13 protein-coding genes are annotated in these 19,917 nt (G+C 40.5%); 5 read left to right on the top strand and 8 right to left on the bottom strand.

Features of this window, described 5'->3' with window-relative positions; genetic code table 11:
* Positions 1-40: 40 nt before the first annotated feature.
* From I6J03_RS02405 to I6J03_RS02390, 4 genes are all read right to left on the bottom strand, one after another.
* On the bottom strand, positions 41-856 hold the full coding sequence (locus tag I6J03_RS02405) for an AMP nucleosidase (RefSeq protein ID WP_002993736.1): 816 nt from the start codon (positions 854-856) through the stop codon (positions 41-43).
* Positions 857-1,191: 335 nt separating this feature from the next.
* Positions 1,192-2,442 carry an ATP-dependent Clp protease ATP-binding subunit ClpX gene (gene clpX, locus I6J03_RS02400; protein WP_002993740.1) on the bottom strand — a complete coding sequence of 417 codons (1,251 nt, stop codon included), beginning with the start codon at positions 2,440-2,442 and terminating at the stop codon, positions 1,192-1,194.
* Positions 2,443-3,141 carry an ATP-dependent Clp endopeptidase proteolytic subunit ClpP gene (clpP, locus tag I6J03_RS02395; RefSeq protein WP_003010669.1) on the bottom strand — a complete coding sequence of 233 codons (699 nt, stop codon included), beginning with the start codon at positions 3,139-3,141 and terminating at the stop codon, positions 2,443-2,445. It abuts the gene before it with no gap.
* Between the two features lie 95 nt (positions 3,142-3,236).
* Positions 3,237-3,695: a type I restriction enzyme HsdR N-terminal domain-containing protein gene (locus I6J03_RS02390; protein ID WP_003010671.1), complete on the bottom strand. Its 459-nt coding sequence runs from the start codon at positions 3,693-3,695 to the stop codon at positions 3,237-3,239.
* 96 nt (positions 3,696-3,791) lie between these two features.
* Between I6J03_RS02390 and holA the strand changes: the two genes are divergently transcribed.
* The 5 genes from holA (at position 3,792) to I6J03_RS02365 (ending at position 9,771) form a co-directional block, all read left to right on the top strand.
* On the top strand, positions 3,792-4,796 hold the full coding sequence (gene holA, locus I6J03_RS02385) for a DNA polymerase III subunit delta (RefSeq protein WP_003010672.1): 1,005 nt from the start codon (positions 3,792-3,794) through the stop codon (positions 4,794-4,796).
* 380 nt (positions 4,797-5,176) lie between these two features.
* A complete protein-coding gene (locus I6J03_RS02380; protein WP_002993751.1) occupies positions 5,177-5,794 on the top strand; it encodes a TetR family transcriptional regulator in 618 nt (205 codons plus the stop codon).
* On the top strand, positions 5,784-7,088 hold the full coding sequence (locus I6J03_RS02375; protein WP_003010675.1) for a TolC family protein: 1,305 nt from the start codon (positions 5,784-5,786) through the stop codon (positions 7,086-7,088). The genes I6J03_RS02380 and I6J03_RS02375 overlap by 11 nt, the downstream gene beginning before the upstream one ends.
* A 5-nt stretch (positions 7,089-7,093) precedes the next feature.
* Positions 7,094-8,188, top strand: a complete 1,095-nt coding sequence (locus tag I6J03_RS02370; protein ID WP_003010677.1) for an HlyD family secretion protein — start codon at positions 7,094-7,096, stop codon at positions 8,186-8,188.
* A 2-nt stretch (positions 8,189-8,190) separates the two neighbouring features.
* A complete protein-coding gene (locus I6J03_RS02365; RefSeq protein WP_003010679.1) occupies positions 8,191-9,771 on the top strand; it encodes an MDR family MFS transporter in 1,581 nt (526 codons plus the stop codon).
* A gap of 74 nt (positions 9,772-9,845) precedes the next feature.
* On the opposite strand, the gene I6J03_RS02360 is transcribed toward I6J03_RS02365, so the two are convergent.
* From I6J03_RS02360 to I6J03_RS02345, 4 genes are all read right to left on the bottom strand, one after another.
* Complete coding sequence (locus tag I6J03_RS02360) at positions 9,846-12,719, bottom strand: TonB-dependent receptor (protein WP_003010681.1); 2,874 nt, start codon at positions 12,717-12,719, stop codon at positions 9,846-9,848.
* A gap of 433 nt (positions 12,720-13,152) precedes the next feature.
* Positions 13,153-14,778 carry an ABC-F family ATP-binding cassette domain-containing protein gene (locus I6J03_RS02355; RefSeq protein ID WP_003010683.1) on the bottom strand — a complete coding sequence of 542 codons (1,626 nt, stop codon included), beginning with the start codon at positions 14,776-14,778 and terminating at the stop codon, positions 13,153-13,155.
* A gap of 93 nt (positions 14,779-14,871) precedes the next feature.
* Positions 14,872-16,419, bottom strand: coding sequence for a SusD/RagB family nutrient-binding outer membrane lipoprotein (locus I6J03_RS02350; RefSeq protein WP_003010685.1), 1,548 nt, complete (start codon positions 16,417-16,419; stop codon positions 14,872-14,874).
* A gap of 6 nt (positions 16,420-16,425) precedes the next feature.
* Entirely contained in the window at positions 16,426-19,611 is a 3,186-nt protein-coding gene (locus tag I6J03_RS02345) for a SusC/RagA family TonB-linked outer membrane protein (RefSeq protein WP_201694131.1), read from the bottom strand.
* Positions 19,612-19,917: the final 306 nt, after the last annotated feature.

Here is a 19,917-nt window from a genome sequence, read left to right as displayed (position 1 = left end):
TTATTTGTTTATACAAAGATAACCTTTTCCGTTGAGGGGATTAAAACTGCAGGTGTTTCACTGTTAAACCATTATTGATGAGTTGTTTGAGGGAATCAATACCGATCAAAAGATGTGTCTGTACGTAGTTAGCGGTTACAGATACATCGCTTTCTTCGGTTTTTACTCCTTCAGGGATCATCGGTTGGTCAGATACCAATAAGAGTGCACCTGTCGGTATTTTGTTGGCAAAGCCTACACTAAAGATTGTAGCCGTCTCCATATCTACACACATAGCACGTATGGATTTGAGATATTTCTTAAATGATTTCTCATGTTCCCACACGCGTCTGTTGGTTGTATATACTGTTCCTGTCCAGTAGTCACGTGAATGATCCCTGATCGTAGTGGATATCGCTTTCTGTAAAGCAAATGCCGGCAGGGCAGGTACTTCAGGCGGGAAGTAATCATTTGACGTTCCTTCACCCCGTATTGCGGCAATAGGGAGTACAAGGTCACCGATCTTATTTTTCTTTTTCAATCCTCCGGCTTTTCCCAGAAACAGGACAGCCTTAGGGGCGATTGCTGACAACAGATCCATGATCGTCGCTGCCATAGGGCTACCCATTCCGAAATTGATGATTGTGATGCCTGCTGCAGTCACTGATTGCATAGGCTTATCTGTTCCGTATATCGGGGCATTATCATGCATTTCGGAGAAAATATGGAGATACTTTGAAAAATTGGTCAACAAAATATACTCTCCAAACTCATCCAGCGGTCTTCCTGTATAACGTGGAAGCCAGTTGTGTACGATATCTTCTTTTGATTTAAGTCCGGCTTTGACCGGGCTGTTTTCTTCTTTGTTTTTACTCATAACAATTTTTTTAATAGGTGTTACTTTATATATCTGAAAATCGGATACACGCTATCCTGCCGATTGGAGAAGAACGATCAGCAAGTATAAGCATATCCGTTTAACTTTCTGTTAAAGTGCTGTAAAAGAACTTTTGTATGCGACTGCATCTGCCCGGAATAGATCTGTGTAAGATCGTATTCATGAGCAATAGGTATAGCAGATAAGAAACCGTTGGGCTATGACCAATGTAGCGCCAGCATTGCGCTGATCTACTGTTGTCAGTATTGAGTAATAGCGGATTGGAACCGAATATAAACAAGGCTCTCCGTTGAGGAGAGCCTTATATTTTTTAGTTACGCGACATGCAGTTTTTTGATGTCTGACTTTTCAAATTTTTGTTTGGCGTAGTCCAGCGTAATGTGTAATGTGTTGTCGGTAATGTCTTCTCTTGAAGTCGGGATTTCGAACATTGCATCCAGCATGATTGCTTCGCAGATGGCTCTTAGTCCTCTGGCCCCTAATTTGAATTCATCTGCTTTGTCCACGATAAACTGATAGACATTTTTATCGAACTCTAACTCGATACCTTCATAGTTAAACAGTTTTTTATACTGTTTGATCAATGCATTTTTGGGCTCTGTCAGGATGCTTAACAGCGTTTCCTTATCTAATGGATTTAAATAGGTCAATACAGGAAGACGGCCGATCAGCTCAGGTATCAAACCAAAGGTTTTTAAATCCTGAGGAGTGATATACTTATAGAGATTGTTTAAGTCGATCTCCTGCTCATCTTCTCTCATCTTATAGCCTACTGTCTGCGTTCTCAAACGGTTAGCGATCTTTTTCTGGATACCGTCAAAAGCTCCGCCACAGATAAACAGGATATTACTGGTATTGACTGCAATCATTTTCTGATCCGGATGTTTACGTCCGCCCTGAGGAGGTACATTGACTACTGTTCCTTCTAATATTTTTAACAGCGCCTGTTGTACTCCTTCTCCGGATACGTCCCGGGTGATAGAAGGATTATCGCTTTTACGTGCTATCTTATCGATTTCATCGATGTAGATAATACCACGTTCTGCGGCAGCTACATCATAGTCTGCTGCTTGTAAAAGACGTGTCAGTATACTTTCCACATCTTCGCCCACATAACCCGCTTCTGTCAGTACTGTAGCATCTACAATGCTGAACGGTACATTCAAAATTTTAGCTACTGTCTTGGCCAGTAGTGTTTTTCCGGTTCCTGTTTCACCTACGATGATCAGGTTTGACTTTTCAATCTCAATATCGTCTTTATCTACCTTTTGATTCAGACGTTTATAGTGATTGTATACCGCTACCGAAATTACTTTTTTAGCATCATCCTGACCGATAACGTATTGATCAAGATGCTGTTTGATTTCCAGCGGACGGATTAGTTTTAAAGCAGTCTGTAAAGATTTGCTCTTACGTTGCTTCAGCTCTTCGGCCAATATTTCATTGGCCTGCATGACACAGCGGTCACAGATGTGAGCGCCGTCTCCGGCAATCAGCATTTGCGCATCATTTTTACTGATGCCGCAAAACGAACAGCGAATATCTTTTGTGTTATTTTTGCTCATTTATTTGATTTCTTTTTTGGAAGACAATACTTCGTCTACCATTCCAAATTCTTTTGCTTCTGCAGCTCTCATCCAGTAGTCACGGTCAGAAGATTTTTCTACCCATTCGTACGATTGACCTGAATGCTCCGCTATGATAGTGTACAGTTCTTCTTTCAGCTTAAGCATCTCACGAAGATTGATTTCCATATCTGCAGCAACTCCCTGAGCACCACCTGATGGCTGGTGGATCATGACACGTGAATGTTTCAATGCTGTGCGTTTACCTTTGGCTCCGGCTACTAATAATACGGCTCCCATAGAAGCAGCCATACCTGTACAGATCGTAGCTACATCAGGAGAGATGTATTGCATAGTGTCGTATATTCCTAATCCGGCGTATACACTACCTCCCGGTGAATTGATATAGATCTGTATATCACGTTGTGCATCCGTAGACTGAAGAAATAATAATTGTGCCTGAATAATATTTGCAACCTGATCCGTCACGGCATCTCCTAAAAAGATGATGCGGTCCATCATTAATCTGGAGAATACGTCCATTTGTGCCACATTTAGCTGACGCTCTTCAACAATGTAAGGTGTCAGGTTAGTTGGCATATTTTGTTGAACACGTGAAATGAAGCTGTCCACATGTTGGCTTCCGATACGGTGATGCTTGATAGCATATTTTCTGAATTCGTTTTTATCTATGTTCATAATATTAATTTTCCTTTTATTAAGACGAATATAAAACTATATTTTAAAAGTTGTATATGTTGAACTATATGTTTTACATCCAGCCAACAATTAAGTCAGATGACGAAATAGTCAGGCAAATCCTTTAAAAATTCGTAAGATTTTGTCTCAAAACTGATCTTACAATAGAAATGATCCAATCCATTACTTACTAACAATAACGGGATTTGATGTACCGTATTGTAATTTGCAATCTGCTCAAATACAGATTGTGTAATCTTTACATGAGGAGCTTTGAATTCTGCGAGTAATATCTTTTCTCCCTTATTGTTATAGATAAGCAAATCACTTCTCTTCTGAAGGGTATTTAACTTTAGCCCTCCTTCTGTTTTCATCAGGGATTTTGGATATTTCTTTTCCTGATGTAAATAATTGATCCAATGTTGTCTTACCCATTCTTCCGGTGTCAGCACCAGCTTTTTTTTACGTAACTCATCATAGATGAATATGATATCGTTTTCCCTCGATAGTTTAGCTGAAAAAGGTGGTAAATTTAAGGGAATGGGCGTAAACATGTGCAAAGATACGAAATCTGTTGTAAATCGTAAATCCTTCAAATTCTTAAAAGTTTCAACAGAGGGAAGGGGAATTAATTTGTATTTTTGTTGGGTATGAATGTCAGTCCTATTCTTTCGGATATCAAAAATAAAAAACTCAAACCTGTTTATCTTTTACACGGGGAGGAACCCTACTTTATTGATCTGATCAGTGATACTATTGAAAGTTCGGTGCTGGATGATGCACAGAAGGGATTTGATCAGACCATCTTATATGGTAAGGACACCGACTTTATTACGATCGTGAATGCAGCAAAGCGCTATCCTATGTTGAGTGACCATCAGGTTATCCTGATTAAAGAAGCACAGGATCTGAAGTGGAAACAGGGGGAGGAACTCCTGTTAAACTATGTGGAGCATCTTACACCCAGTACAGTGCTGGTCTTCAACTATAAGTACGGTAAATTTGATAAGCGTAAAAAACTTTACAAGGCTATAGAAAAAGCAGGTGAAGTCGTAGAGTCTAACAAGCTATATGAGGATAAGGTGGCTGGCTGGATTACTTCTTATGTGAAGGATCGTGGCTGGTCCATTCATCCGCAGGCTGCAGCTATGATGGCAGAGTATTTGGGGACGGACCTTTCCAAGGTATCCAATGAGCTCGATAAACTGATGTTGAATGTGCCAAAATCTACGGAAATAGGAGCAGGGGATATAGAGCGAAATATCGGGATATCCAAAGACTTTAATGTATTTGAACTGAATACGGCTCTGGCCAAGCGGAATGCCCTGAAAGCGTACCAGATTGTCGATTATTTTGCTGCAAACCCTAAGAATAATCCGTTAGTAGTCGTGTTGGGAGCAATGGGAGGTTACTTTACAAAAGTATTAAAGTATCATTACCTTCCCGATAAATCTGCTGCTGCCAAGGAACTGGGGGTTCATCCTTTTTTTATAAAAGAATATGAGATCGCAGCACGGAATTATAACCGTCGTAAGACTTTTGATATTATAAATCATTTGAAAGAAGCAGATCTCAAATCAAAGGGAATGAATGTAGGCAGCAATACCGGTACGGATGATATTTTAAGAGAGATGATCTTTAATATATTAAATTAAAAGCAGGCTGAGGTGTCAGTTGATGCCGTCAGATATACTCATTGACTGCTTTAATTACTTTTTCTACCGCTATTTTAGATTTGTTGCTGTCCCAAGTGACAAAATTAAGTTAGTTCTTTAGCGTGAACGTTTTTAATTTTATCTTCTTTTTACTTATATATATTGCGGATTTCCTTTTCTGCACCCTGATGGCTAACTGGCTGTCTGACTTCCCCTAAAATCATTTTTATTATGTTAATATGTTGTTGTAAAGGTGTTTACGATATTTTTTAATGTCTTCTTTTTCATTTCAATGTCATCTATGCAAAAAATATAAATTAAACATTTGTTTAAATTAAACGTTTGTTTAATTTTGGCCCATCAAAAATAAATGTCTTATCATGGAGATAAACGAAAAGCAACTGGAAATACTGAATGTCGCCGAGAATCTTTTTTCGATAAAGGGGTTTGACGGAACTTCTGTTCGGGATATTGCCAGCGAAGCCAACGTAAATGTGGCTATGATCAATTATTACTTCGGATCGAAAGAGGGGCTGCTGGATACATTGATCAATGTACGCGTGGAGAATTTTAAAATGAATGGTGAAAGTTTGAAGGATATTTCATCTCCGATGGAAAAAGTGGATAAGATGATTGAGTTATACGTCAAATCGATGAATTGTAACCGTGGATTATATCAGGTCATAGCTGTCGAATCGACTATTAAGCGTAAGCTGCTGCTTTCGGAGTCATTTCAGGAGCTTAAATACCACAATCTACGTGTAATTGAAGAAGTTGTTCAGGATGGAGTGGATAAAGGAGTTTTTCAGCCTGGAAATAGCTATATACATATTCATGCTACGCTGATGGGTACATTTATGAATTTTCAAATGAACTATTTATTTCTCAAATCAGCATTGAATATGGATTCGGAAGAAGCGTATTCCAATTACATTGAAACAGAACTGGTTCATTATTTACAAAAGAATATTAAAGCACTACTCACATATGAAAATTAAATTATTGGGATTGGGTGCACTTTTAGTGTTTGCTCATCTGGATGGGTTTTCTCAGGAAAAACGTAAGATGACTCTGGCTGAAATTATACAATTAGCCAGTACACAAAGCACAGAAGCCCACTTGTCCGATACCAAAATCGAAAGCCGCAGGTTAGAAGTACAATCTGCAAAAAACAGTCAGCTACCGGAAGCACAATTAAGCGGCCAGTATATGTTGATGACCACTCCGGATATCAATTTCCATATACCACTCGGGGGAGAGGGAGGTGCACCTGATATCAAAGCTAATCAGCTTATGCTGGGAAGAGCTACGATCAATATGCCGATCTATACCGGTGGTAAGATCACGGAAAGTATCCACGCTTCTGAAAATGCATTGAAAGCTGAACAATGGTCAGCACTGGCGACAAAAGACCAGCTCGCTAAGCGGGCATTGTCCTTATATCTGAATCTGTATAAGGCACAGCAGACAAATCTGCTGATTGAAGAAAATATCAAACGTGCCAGACAACGTGTTGAGGATTTTAAAGCTATGGAAACAAATGGAGTGATTGCCCGTAACGATCTGTTGAAGGCAGAATTGCAATTGTCTAATTATCTGGTGGCGCAACAGGAAGCGCAGAAGAATGTGAAAGTGATGAATTATCAACTGGCGAATTTTCTGAAACTGGATGAACAGACTGAATTTGCACAGATAGATCTGGAAACAGTGAATGTTCCGAATCTGCACGCTTCTATGGAGACAGCTGTGGCTCATCGTTCGGATCTGAAAGCTGCGGAGGCACAGCATGATGTAGCCCTGAACCAGGTGAAAATTGCTAAAGCCGCTAACTATCCCACTTTGTTTGCTACAGGTGGCTATACGGCAATGGATGTAAAGAATGTCATCACCGTAAAGAATGCTATGAATGTGGGTGTAGGAGTGTCATATGATATCAGTTCAGTGTATAAGAATAAAAAGAATGTAAATGTTGCCCGCAATAAAGTTCGTGAGGTAGAGGATAATATGAGTCTGCTGAATGATCAGATCAAAGTTCAGGTACAGCAAGCTAATGAAAACTATGAACTGGCAAAAGCACAGGACAGGGTATATGTACAGGCGGTAGATCAGGCCAATGAAAACTTCCGAATCGTAAAAGATAAGTATGATAACGGTGTGGCAGATACTGACGATCTGCTGGAAGCTGACGTACAACAACTGCAAAGCAGGATCAATCTGGCTATCGGGAAAGCAAATACAGTAGAGAAGTATTATGATCTACTATTGACTAATGGAGAAATCAATCAGAAATAATCGTTATGGAAACTAATAATAAAGAAGGTAAAAAATCAAATAAAAAATTTGTCATCATCCTGGTGGTTCTGGTACTGCTGGGAGGTGGATACGGTACATATAAATATTTACATGGTCAGGCTCATGAGACGACAGATGATGCACAGGTAGACAAGAATATGAGTCCTATTATCCCTCGTGTAGGCGGATATGTATCTAAAGTATTTGTAAAGGATAATGATATCGTAAAAAAAGGGGATACGCTGTTCACAATTGAACCTCAGGATTATCTGGTAAAAGTACAGGAGGCTCAGGCTGCTTTACTGGCTGCGAAGAGTTCTCTGGAGGTATCAAAAGCAGATGTTTTTGCATCTTCGGCCAATGTAGCGATCTCTGACGCAAGCATCAAATCTAATGTAGGTAGTGTGGATGCTGCCAAAATACGTGCTGAACAGGCTAATAACGATTATGTACGGTATTCAAATCTGTATAACAATCATTCTATCACCAAACAACAATACGAGCAGGCTTTAACAGCCAAGCTGGAAGCGGAGAAACAGGTAGAGATTCTGCAGCAACAACGTAATGCAAGTGCATCTCAGCGTAATGCGGTTGTGAGTAAGACTACGGTTGCTTCTAAGCAAACTTCAGTTGCACAGGCAAATATTGAACGTGCAAAAGCGGTTCTTGATGCGGCCAATCTCAGTCTTTCTTATACTACTGTGTTAGCTTCTGTAGATGGTCAGGTCTCGAATATCAAAATCCAGCCGGGTCAGATGATTAATCCCGGACAATCGTTGTTTTATATTGTTGACAACAGTGAAACCTGGGTTGTAGCCAATTTTAAGGAAACGCAGCTGAATAAAATGCGTCCGGGTCAGAAAGTAACTATTAAAGTAGATGCTTTCCCGGATACAGAATTTGAAGGTGAGATTAATTCTTTCTCTCCTGCTACAGGATCCCGTTTCTCTTTATTACCTCCGGATAATGCGACCGGTAACTTTGTGAAGACGGTACAACGTCTTCCTGTAAAAATCAGATTGACAGATAAAAATACAACTGACAAAATCGCATTATTGCGTCCGGGAATGAATGCGGACGTTGACGTTCATGTAAAATAGATATGGAAACATTACAACAGGATAGTCTGGTTGAATATGGTTTCCGTCGTGTAGTCATCACGATTACGGCTGTATTATGTGCCTTACTGGAAATTGTGGATACGACTATTGTCAATGTAGCCTTGAATGACATGAAGGGCTCTCTGGGCGCTACATTGACAGATGTGGCATGGGTGATCACAGCCTATGCTATTGCCAATGTAATCGTTATCCCGATGACCAGCTGGCTTTCACAACAGTTTGGACGACGGAACTATTTCGCAGCTTCCATTATAATTTTTACGGTTGCATCCTTTTTATGTGGTAATGCAACCAATATCTGGGAACTTGTTTTCTTCAGGTTTATTCAGGGTATGGGCGGAGGTGCGCTTCTGGTAACAGCACAGACGATTATCACAGAGAGTTATCCTCCTGAAAAAAGAAGTATGGCACAGGCTATCTACGGTATGGGTGTCATTGTGGGACCTACCTTAGGTCCTCCGTTGGGTGGATATATCGTAGATGAATATTCGTGGCCGTATATATTTTATATAAATGTGCCTTTGGGTATTATCGCGACACTTTTAACCTTATCTTTCGTCAGAAGTCCGAAATATGGTAAGAAACAGTCTGCCAGTGAAGTGGATTGGTGGGGTGTGGTCTTTCTGATTATGTTTATCGGATCGCTGCAGTATGTGCTTGAACACGGACAGCAGGACGACTGGTTTGAGAACCGTACGATTGTCACGCTGTCGATCTTATCTTTCTTTGGGTTGTTTTTCTTTATCTGGCGCGAATTGACATACAAGAATCCGATTGTCAATCTTCGGGTGCTGAAAGATAAAAACCTGCAGGTAGGAACTATTATGAGTTTTATTCTGGGATTCGGTTTGTTTGGTTCCACCTTTATTATTCCGATCTACACGCAGTCCATTCTGGGCTGGTCTGCTACGGATGCAGGATTGTTGCTTATCCCGAGTTCGATTATGACCGGATTGATGATGCCGTTTATAGGGAAAATGATTCAGGCTGGCTTACCACAAAAATATATGGTCGCAGTAGGCTTGTGTATATTTTTCGGCTTCTCATTTTTTATGTATGGTATCCTGACGAATGATACAGGATCGGAGCATATGTTCTGGCCGCTGATTATCCGGGGGGTAGGTCTGGGACTGTTATTTGTACCGGTGATGACTTTATCTCTCTCTACTTTACAGGGAAAAGCAATCGGAGAGGGTGCCGCATTTACAGGGATGATGCGTCAGCTTGGCGGATCCTTCGGTATAGCTTTGATCACAACTTTTATATCCAGAGATTCACAAAAGCATCGGGTAGATCTGGTGTCACATCTGGACTCCAGCAGTTTTGAAGTGCAGCAGCGTATACAGCAAATGCAGGCTAATTTTATGTCTAAGGGATTCAGTTCAAATGAAGCACTGGCTAAAGCGCATCAGCTGCTGGATCTTTCTGTCACCAAACAAGCCGCAGTGCTTTCTTATATGGATGTATTTCTGTATCTGGGAATTGTTTTTCTGATTTGTGTGCCTTTTGTACTGACGATCAAACAAGGTAAAAATAAAGTGGATATGTCCAGTGTCCATTAATAACATAAAGGTCTTTCCCCGGGGAGGGGAAAGCCTTTCTTTGAATAAACCAATTATGAGGAGATCATTAAGTGCTATAAAATATTGTCAAAAGTAATAGCCGTATAATATAAGGCTCCGAGTGTCGGACCTCCGGCATACTGAATATAGTGCTTGTTAAAGATGTTACTTCCACCTGCTTTTATGGTTGCTTTTCCGACTCTGTAGCTTACCTGCGCATCGATATTGCTGTATGCATTTACCCTTGCATTGACGAGCGGACTCTCCCAGTCAAAGGCATCCTGCCATTTCCACACAATATTGAATCCGAAGTTTGGCAGTATTTCTCTGTTGCCAAAAGAAAGATTAGTCGCCCATTTAGGTGTGTTAAATCCGGTGACGAAGATATCTTTCTCTTTATTTTCAGTGATGGCACTGTAATTAATATTTCCGGAAAGGGTATATTTTTCGTAAAAATTGTAGGTCAGTCCCAATGAACTACCATAGTTATTATAACTGTTTTTAGCATTGGTATATACTCTGTATCGGGTTTGTTTAGTACGATTTGCAGCCAGCATATCGATTACAGAAGCATCTGTAGTGATGCGGTCTGTAGAGGGGACTGCTACCTCTACCTGTCCTAAGAAACCGTGATATACATTGCTGTAGATATCCCAGTCAATAGCCAGTTTGTTATCCAGAATCACACTCTTGTAGCCGATTTCGAAAGAAGTAATACGTTCGGGGTCGGTGGCTTTCAGATCGGTGACGGTCAGAAGTCCTTTGTTTTTTAATGCAGCATCATTTGCTGTTAATCCTCCTGCTACATCTTTATTCACTGCTGCATTAAAATTGTTGACAGAGGCCAGTGTGTATGAATTGTCCAGATAGCCTAAGCCTTCATTTATATAGGAAAGTCCTCCTACACGACGTACATTCCCATTGTTGACAAAAGAAAGGGCCTCAAAGAGTGCCGGGAAACGGAAGCCGTTCTGGAAAGAAGCTCTGAAATTATGTTTTTCAGCTAGTGTATATACGGCAGCAAACCTAGGATTAAATTTGGCTTTGAATTCGGGATTATAATCTACACGAAGGGAAGCAAAAAGCTTTAACTTTTCTTCCAGCAGAGATTTGGTTACCTGAGTGAATCCTCCGAATTTTTTATAGTATACATTTTCTCCGAAAGAGCCATTTTCCAAAGGGATATTACGCTCGGCAACAGGTCTTTTGAAATCTACAAAATTGTTTCCGTCCGGTATAACTTCATAAATAGTCGCATCTGCACCTAACAGTATGTCTACCACTTCTACATGACGGGAAAGATCCCATTGTCCGTTTGCATGATAGGTACGGCTCATTTGTTTGAGTTTTGCACCTCCGGTACTTGTTCCGGTAGATACGCCTGCATTGGTATGATCCCAGTTGTTGATCCCGATAATTGTGTTTTTGAGTTCATCAAAAGCCTTTGTTCCGGCTTCTACACGCCCCAGATCCGCATCGGCACGTGCTTGTCGGGCTGCATCAGCCAGAGCAACTCCGTTGTTGAGCTGTGTTTGCAGAGAGGATTTGAATTTATCTCTCCAGGCATTATTGGATAAATGGGTAAGATCCAGATTGTCTGCCAGTGGCTTGATGTTGTATGAATCGCCGGTATTCTCAGAAGAAATATAGGTGCGGATGTTGTAATCGCTTCCTTTTAACTCTAACTTATGATTCTGTACTCTTACATTGTCAAGTTGAATTTTGTTACCTCTTTGAAATACACCATCCATACGTCCAAAACGGTAGCTATAGGATAGTTCCGCATTTTCGCTTAGCCGGTAATGCAGTGCAGCATCAAATTTGAGATTCTCAACAGTAGGTTTCGATAAATCCTGTTCTTTGTAACCCGTTCTTCTGACGATTAATGATTGATTAGACTTGCCGTTATATGTTAATCCTGATACCGTCACAGCATTATTATTTTCATCTCCGTAGATGTTCCACCCGTCATATGCAATATTGTTGATGCCGTCTAATTCAGGGTAGGAAGGATTGGCTGTTACAAGGTTGTTCGGATTCTGGTCCTGATATGAATTAGATAGCCAGTCTGTTCCTCTCAGATAGCTTAGATTGACTTTGAATGCAAATTTGTTGTTAAATGCTTTAGCATAGCGGATCGCATTTTCAGTCAGATTGCTAAGTTCGCGTCCTGTACCTCCTGTATGATTAAGTCCGTTTTTGCTATATACACTGAGTCCCTGATACAAAAAAGGATTTTTTGTAAGCAGATTGGCCATACCGTTAATGGCATTCATGCCATATAATGCGGATGAAGCTCCGGGAGTGATCTCTATACTGGCAATATCCAGTTCGGTAGGTCCAATTGCATTTCCAAGCGGAACGCCAAGAGTGGCAGCCTGCATGTCTACACCATCAGCCAGTTGTACGAAACGAAAATTATTAGGGATATTAAATCCTCTTGTATTTGGGATTTTAAAGGTAATACTGGAAGTCGTCATCTGAACACCTTTTACATTTTCCAGGGCATCGTAAAAACTGGGAGCAGGAGACTGACGAATGGCTCGTATATCAAGTTTTTCAATCGCTACCGGAGATTTAAGAATATTTTCCTCTACTCTGGAAGCAGTGACTACTACTTCTTTTCCCAATATAGTCTGCGTGAGCAGTTCCAGATTTAAATTGGATTCAGGGCCGGTGATCTCATAGGTTCGTGCTGCGAATCCTACTGCTGATACTTTTAGTTTGAACGGGTATTTTGCTCTTGTGGTCAATTTGAAATCTCCCTTATCATTGGTCGATGTACCGTTGACTGTTCCTTCGACGAGTACGGTTACTCCCGAGATAGGTTGTTTTGACTCCTGGTCAATAATGTGGCCGGATAATTCAATAAGATTATTGCCTTGACTATGTGCGTATTGCACTGTAAAGAGGAATAAAATAAAAAGGATAGGTCGAAGTTTTGTCATTTAATTTTATAAAGTCTATAGAATAAGTAGACAAATATATTTTGATGAATGTTATTTTACAAATTATTTTGCTTTTATGTGTGTAATGTATTGTTTTTCAGTATTTTATTTTTTTTATTAAAGAAAGAATTTTGTTAAAGAATTCCCTCTCCTTTCTAAGGAGAGGGTTAGGGTGAGGTTCTTTATTCTGCTGGTGAGTGGAGCAGTAAACGCATTTGGTTATTTAACCTCTCTCCTGATAAATCGGGATCTCTCCTTGAAAAGGAGAGAAGGGGTATCGTTAAAAAATTCCCTCTCCTTTCTAAGGAGAGGGTTAGGGTGAGGTTTTTTTATTCCACTGACGAGAATTCCATTAAACGCATCTGGCCAAAAAGAAAAACACCTTACTTAATTCACTTAAGTAAGGTGTTTTTAATAAATGGTATACTATGTTTTAGCTGTACATCTCTGCTCTTTGTGCCTGAACGGCTTCGCTATTGATGTATTCATCGTAAGTCATCAGTTTATCAATGATTCCTTTAGGAGTCAGCTCTATAATACGATTTGCTACTGTTTCTGTCAACTCGTGGTCACGGGAGGTAAACAGCATAGATCCTTTGAAATCTTTCAAGCCGTTGTTTAAAGCGGTGATTGATTCCAGATCCAGGTGATTGGTTGGTTCGTCAAAAATAAGGAAGTTGGCTCCCTGAAGCATCATTCTGGAGAACATACAACGCATTTTTTCACCTCCGGACAAAACAGATGCTTTTTTAAGAACTTCTTCTCCAGAGAAGAGCATTTTGCCTAAGAATCCGCGTAGGAACTGTTCGTCAGCTTCCGGATTAGTCGTGTATTCTCTCAACCAATCGATCAGGTTGTCATTTTTACCCTCAAAGAATTCGGCATTCTCTATAGGCATATCGGCAGGGGTAATGGTAATTCCCCATTTGAATTCACCCTGGAAATCTTTATCACGACCGGTAATAATATCGTAAAATGCAGAGGTAATAAGTGAATTGCGTCCCAGAACTGCAATCTTATCTCCTTTGTTGATCATGAAGTTAATGTCTTTGAAGAATACTTCTCCACTGACTGTTTTGCCAAGGCCTTCTACTGATAAAGTTTGATCACCCGGTTCGCGGTTCATCTGATTGAACATGATCGCCGGATATTTACGATTTGAAGGTTTAATCTCTTCTATATTGATCTTATCAAGGGCTTTCTTACGGGAAGTTGCCTGTTTGGATTTGGAAGCATTGGCCGAGAAACGACGGATAAATTCCTGTAATTCCTTGACTTTATCTTCCATCTTTTTATTCTGATCCGTACGTTGTTTCAGGACCAGTTGAGAAGACTCATACCAGAATGAATAGTTACCGGTATAGATAGTCATTTTACTAAAGTCAATATCTACGATATGCGTACATACGGCATCCAGAAAGTGACGGTCGTGAGAAACGACCAGTACGATTGCTTCATAAGTCGCCAGGAAATCTTCTAACCATGCAATAGTATTGATATCCAGGTCATTTGTAGGCTCATCCAGAATCAGGATGTCCGGTTTTCCGAATAAAGCCTGCGCCAAAAGCACACGTACTTTCTGATTACCATCCAGTTCTTCTAACAATTTATAATGCAGATCTTCCGAAATTCCCAGGTTACTCAATAAAGTCGCTGCGTTGCTTTCGGCATTCCATCCGTCCATTTCCGCAAAAAGACTTTCCAGTTCACCGGCACGTTCACCATCTGCATCTGTGAAATCTTCTTTTAAGTAAATGGCATCTTTTTCCTTCATGATCTTGTAGAGCTCCTGATTACCGATCAGAATAGTCTCAATTACGGAAAACTTATCAAACTCATAGTGATTCTGTTTTAATACAGACATTCTTTCTCCGGGTGTGAAAGCTACAGATCCTGTTGAAGGATCGATCTCTCCGGAGACAATCTTTAAGAAAGTGGATTTTCCGGCACCATTTGCACCGATGATACCGTAGCAGTTTCCAGCAGTAAATTTAAGGTTGACATCTTCGAACAGCACACGTTTGCCGAAACGAAGAGAAAGATTGGACACATTAATCATGGCGCAAAGATACGGTTTATTTCCAGAAAAAAAGGCAATAAAAAAGAGGATAAACCGGTGTGGAATATCCTCTTAAACATATTAGGTGTAGCGTTATTTATTCCACCATATTTTATTGGTGATGACGTCGTCGCCCTGTGATTTTAAAGCATCCTGATAGTTGGCTTTATTGGTGTTCTGCTCAATGATCGGATATACCAATCGGTTTGGAATAGTCTGACCTACTTCAGGTGTAAAGTAGTAGGTTTTTGTGACTCCTCCTACAAGACCCGTCCATAGCAGATCTCCGCTTTTGATCAGGAATAAGGGATATCCTGTCCGGCGTATCTCTGACCAGGATTCTATCCCCTGATTGTAAAGGGCAAGGTATTTTTGAGTCAGTACATTTTGTTTGCTGGCTGCCGGTAATGCGGACAGGTATGCAGCTGCATCTGTCTCATTTACACCCCATTTTGTTAATGAAGCTTTTACTCCATTGGCATACGCTGTCTGATCCCAGTTTTTATATTCGGAAATCAGGAACTGAACTTCAGCGTATTCCTGTAATACTTCGGCATAGTTTGCTGCATTAATGATTGTTCCCGGCAATGAGATGGTGCTTTCGGGAAATAGTTGTCCTGCTTCGAGCGGCAACCCGTAGATCTGCCCGTTATATACACCGCTTGCATTTGGATTGGCATACTTAGCCAGTCTCGGATCCGGAGTTGTAAATGGTCCGCGAATTCCTTTCAGGGCATCGATAATGACATTTGAAACGGCAAAATCCTTTCTGTTTGCAATTACTGTAGCACGGTATAAGGGCGCTTCATTTGGAGATGCTGATGAATATTTGAAGGCTGCATTGTCATCATTTGATGTGAATACACCCTGTGCCAGCGCACTTTCGATATGTGTACGGGATAATGCGGCATCTTTGAGTGCTATACGTGTTGCCAGACGCAGGCGCAAAGAGTTTGCAAATTTATACCATTTTTGATTGCTTCCTTTGTAGATATTATCTGATGTGCCAAAGGTGTTGGCAGAGCTGTATTTGAATAAGGTGTCTGCGGCCTGTTTCAGTTCATTGAGAATATCTTTGTAGATCTTTTCCTGTGTGGCATATTTTGGAGTCAGATTGTCCGGGCTTTGTTGTAAAGCCTGAAAATCAGGATCCTTATTGCCGTATGATTCGTAAGGGATATCTCCGAATACATCTGTCAGGGAATGAAAAAGGTATGACTTCAATACTCGTGCTATAGCAATCTGGTTTGTATTCGTTCCTGCATTATTTGCCGTCACTCCGATGCGTGTAGCTTCATCTGTATTGAGTTTGATGATCTCATTCAGATTGTTGAGGGCTTTATACGATTTGATCCAGAAATTATCCGAATAACTTGTCGGTATCTGATAACGGGACGGATCGGTATAAATATTCTGACTGAAATACTGCGCAAATAATTGTGCCCCTCTGTAGTTGATCTCTTCACTGCGGATAGCGTCCATAGTTTGTTTCTGAGCAGATATCAGCAGACTTGTCGTCGATACTTTAGACGGAAGATTAGGATTTGTATTTATCTCTGTAAATTTCTCATCTGAGCATGAAGCCAGTGTCAATAAGGATAGACCTAGTAAACCTGTATATGTGAATTTGAGTAATTTCATGTAAAATTAGAATTTAAGATTAACATTAAAACCATAAGTTACCGGGGTAGGAATGTTTCCTCCTTCTATACCTTGTACATTGCCTCCGCTATTGGTAAATTCAGGATCGATATACTTGCTTTTAGTATAGATATTCCAAAGGTTACGGCCATAGACTGAAACACCAAGATTTTTAACGAATGTATTGTTCTTTAGCTTGAATGTATAGCCGACTGTTACTTCACGCAGCTTGATAAAGGTTCCGTCAAAGATGGAGAACGTAGTCGGACCGTTGTACTCGTTACGAGCCCATTGCTGAGCTGTAATGCGGGTGTCATTTTCTGAGATATTGGATACGGTATAAGAACCATCCGGATTGAAAACGACATTACCTTTGACACCATCTAATACGACGCCTGTTTCACGGATATTATTTTCTGCGGTACGATCTAATATACCTGCATACATACCTACTTTGTACGTTTGAGAGAAGAAGCTTCCGCCTACACGTCCATCGATCAAAAATCCTAAACTTAAGTTTTTGTAGCGGAACTGGTTTTGAAAGCCAAATATATAGTCAGGGAGTACAGATCCCAATGGTACGAGTTGTGATGTTCTCATATACGTACCATCTGCCTGAACAACTCTTCTGCCATCATCTGTTTTTACAAAATCATACCCTAACAATTGTCCGTATTGCTCACCTTCTCTGGCAACCAGACTGACCAGTGAATTGCTCAGTGTATACGTATTGGCATCATCGGATAGCTTGATTACTTTATTTCTATTGCGGGACCAGTTTAATGTACTGTTCCACTCCAGATTTTGAGATTTAACAGGTGTGCCGTTCAGCGTTATTTCTATACCTTTATTATTAATCTTTCCGGCATTGATAATTTTGTATTCATATCCGAAAGCCGGAGAGACTGGTAAAGGAATGATCTGGTTTCGGGAGCTGTTGTTATAGTACGTTACATCAATTCCGACTCTGTTTTTAAGAAATTGCAGATTCAGACCGGTTTCCCATGAAGTCGTAATCTCCGGTTTCAGCAACGGATTGTTCAGCTGATTCTGTAAACTTGTGGAAGGGAGTCCGTCAAATGACAGATCTACGCCATACACTTTGTATAATTGGTAAGGATCTGTATCATTTCCGACCTGTGCCCATCCCAGACGTAATTTACCGAAGGAAAGCCAATCCAGATTTTTAATACCTTCTAACTGACTGAAGATAAAACTTCCTGTGAATGATGGGTAGATAAATGAATTATCATCGACTGGTAGAGTAGAGGACCAGTCGTTGCGCACCGTACCATCAATATATAGTAAATCATTGTATCCTAAAGAGAAGCTACCGTATAGGGAAGATACTCTTTTGTGAAAGCGGTTATTATCCACTTTGACACTGGATGCATTTTTCAAGTTATAATACTCAGGTACTATCAGCCCGCCCTGTGTGATGGCATAATCTACTTTCCGTTGCTGATCGCGTAAGTTTGCGCCGATGTTAGCTACTAAAGAGAATTTATCCCAGTTCTTTTTGGCTGTAGCGAGGAATTCGTAGTTGTATTCATTCAGCTTATTACTGGATTCTTCGTATTGGGAAGCGGAGCGGGAGTATACTGCTATGCGATCCTGATAATTAAAGCTGTAGATATCACCATGTACTTTTGCGCCTACGGTCAACCAGTTATTGATATCATATTGTAATCCGAAATTACCGTAAAAGCGATCCCGGCTCTCTTCCATATAGCTTTCATATGCAGACCAGTACGGATTGTCAATAAATCTGGTTGCTTCTGCAGCCGGGGTATTTTGCCAGCCTGTACGGTTCCATGCCAGCGGAGTACCATCTGCACGTTTATAGTTTTCTAATATTTTGTAGTCCACCTGCACTGCTCCCCACTGGAAGGCTTCCAGCATAATATTACGGTTAGAAGCTCCGCTCCAGGGTTTACCGAGAGAGGAATTTTTGATATAGTTGAGTGTCGAAGTGATCTTCAGATTGCCTAATTGTGTTCCTCCTGAAAAATTCAATGTATTGCGATCCAGGCTGGAATTAGGGATTGTACCGGATACATTCTTGTTGGTATACGAAAATCTGTAGTTTGTACTTCCACTTGTTCCTGCTATAGACAGGTTATTCGTATTGGAAATACCCGTTTTGAAGAAATAATTTACATCATTCTTAGGGTAGGACCATGGAGTCGGTTTGAGGTAATTTGCTTCATCTTCCGGATTCAGGCTATACCATTGTAATACCGGTGTTCCATCCAGGCGAGGACCCCAGCTTTCATCAGATGCATAATCTACAATTTTGTATTCTGTACCGTTGATAGTCGCTGTCGGGAATGTAGTAGCATATCCCTGACCATATAATTTCTGTCTTTTAGGAAGTCGTACGATATTTTCAAAATCTACTCCTGTATTGAGGCTGATATCTACACGTTCACCTTTAGCGGCTCTTTTTGTGGTGATCAGGATCACCCCGTTAGCTGCTCTGGATCCGTAAAGTGCTGCTGCGGAAGGTCCTTTTAGTACCGAGATATTCTCGATATCATCCGGATTAAGATCCTGGATCATATTTCCGACATCTTTTCCTGCGCTTCCATTTATAGTCGCGCTGCTGTTAAGGTCGCTGTTGTCCATTGGCGTACCATCTACGACATAGAGAGGTTGATTGTTCCCGGCAATAGAGTTGATACCTCGCAGCAATACGCGGGTAGAACCGCCTATGTTACCTCCTGATGAAACAACCTGTAGGCCGGCAACTTTTCCTGAAATAGCGCTTAGTGCATTTGTTGGACGGGTTTGCAGTTCCGTAGATTTGACTTCCTGTACCGCATACCCCAATGCTTTTTTCTCACGGGATATACCGAGTGCAGTTACTACTACTTCTGTAAGTTGTGTGTTTTCACTTTTCAGACTGATCGCCAGTTGCTGTCCGCTTTTGACTGTCTGTGTCTGAGACTCATATCCTACAAAAGTGATGCGTAATTTTGCTTCTGCAGAGGAGATCTGAAGCGAAAAAGCTCCGTTCTGATCCGTCTGTGTCGTATGTGTACCGGCTATTTCAGTGATGGTCACTCCGGATAGAGGTTGATTTTGTTCGTCTGTTACTTTTCCGGATACTGTGATATTCTGCGCATGCAGGTAAGACGGAATCAGTATCCCGACGATAAGAATAAGGAAGTGATGAATCTTTAAATTCATGAATGTAAAAGTTTAGTTCATAAAATATTATTAATATAAAAACAGGATAGAGGTAGGAAAACAATGATCAGCATTATCTTCCTGAGAGCATTCGAAAACAGTAAAGTTTGTGTGTATTGGTATTCATTGCAAATTATTATTTTGCAAATATATAAAATCTATATGAATGGTAGACTATATAGATTAAAAAAAATTGTTTTATACTGTAAATCAGTAATAAATGTTTTGAGGACTAACCTGATTTCAGGACTTATCCGGCACTATTTGTTTTCTGGAAGTTGATGTAAAAGGGGAAGAGATGCGCTG

It is taken from the genome of Sphingobacterium spiritivorum (assembly GCF_016724845.1).
Classification (GTDB): Bacteria; Bacteroidota; Bacteroidia; order Sphingobacteriales; family Sphingobacteriaceae; genus Sphingobacterium; species Sphingobacterium spiritivorum_A.
This window is presented reverse-complemented; position numbering and strand designations above follow the sequence as displayed.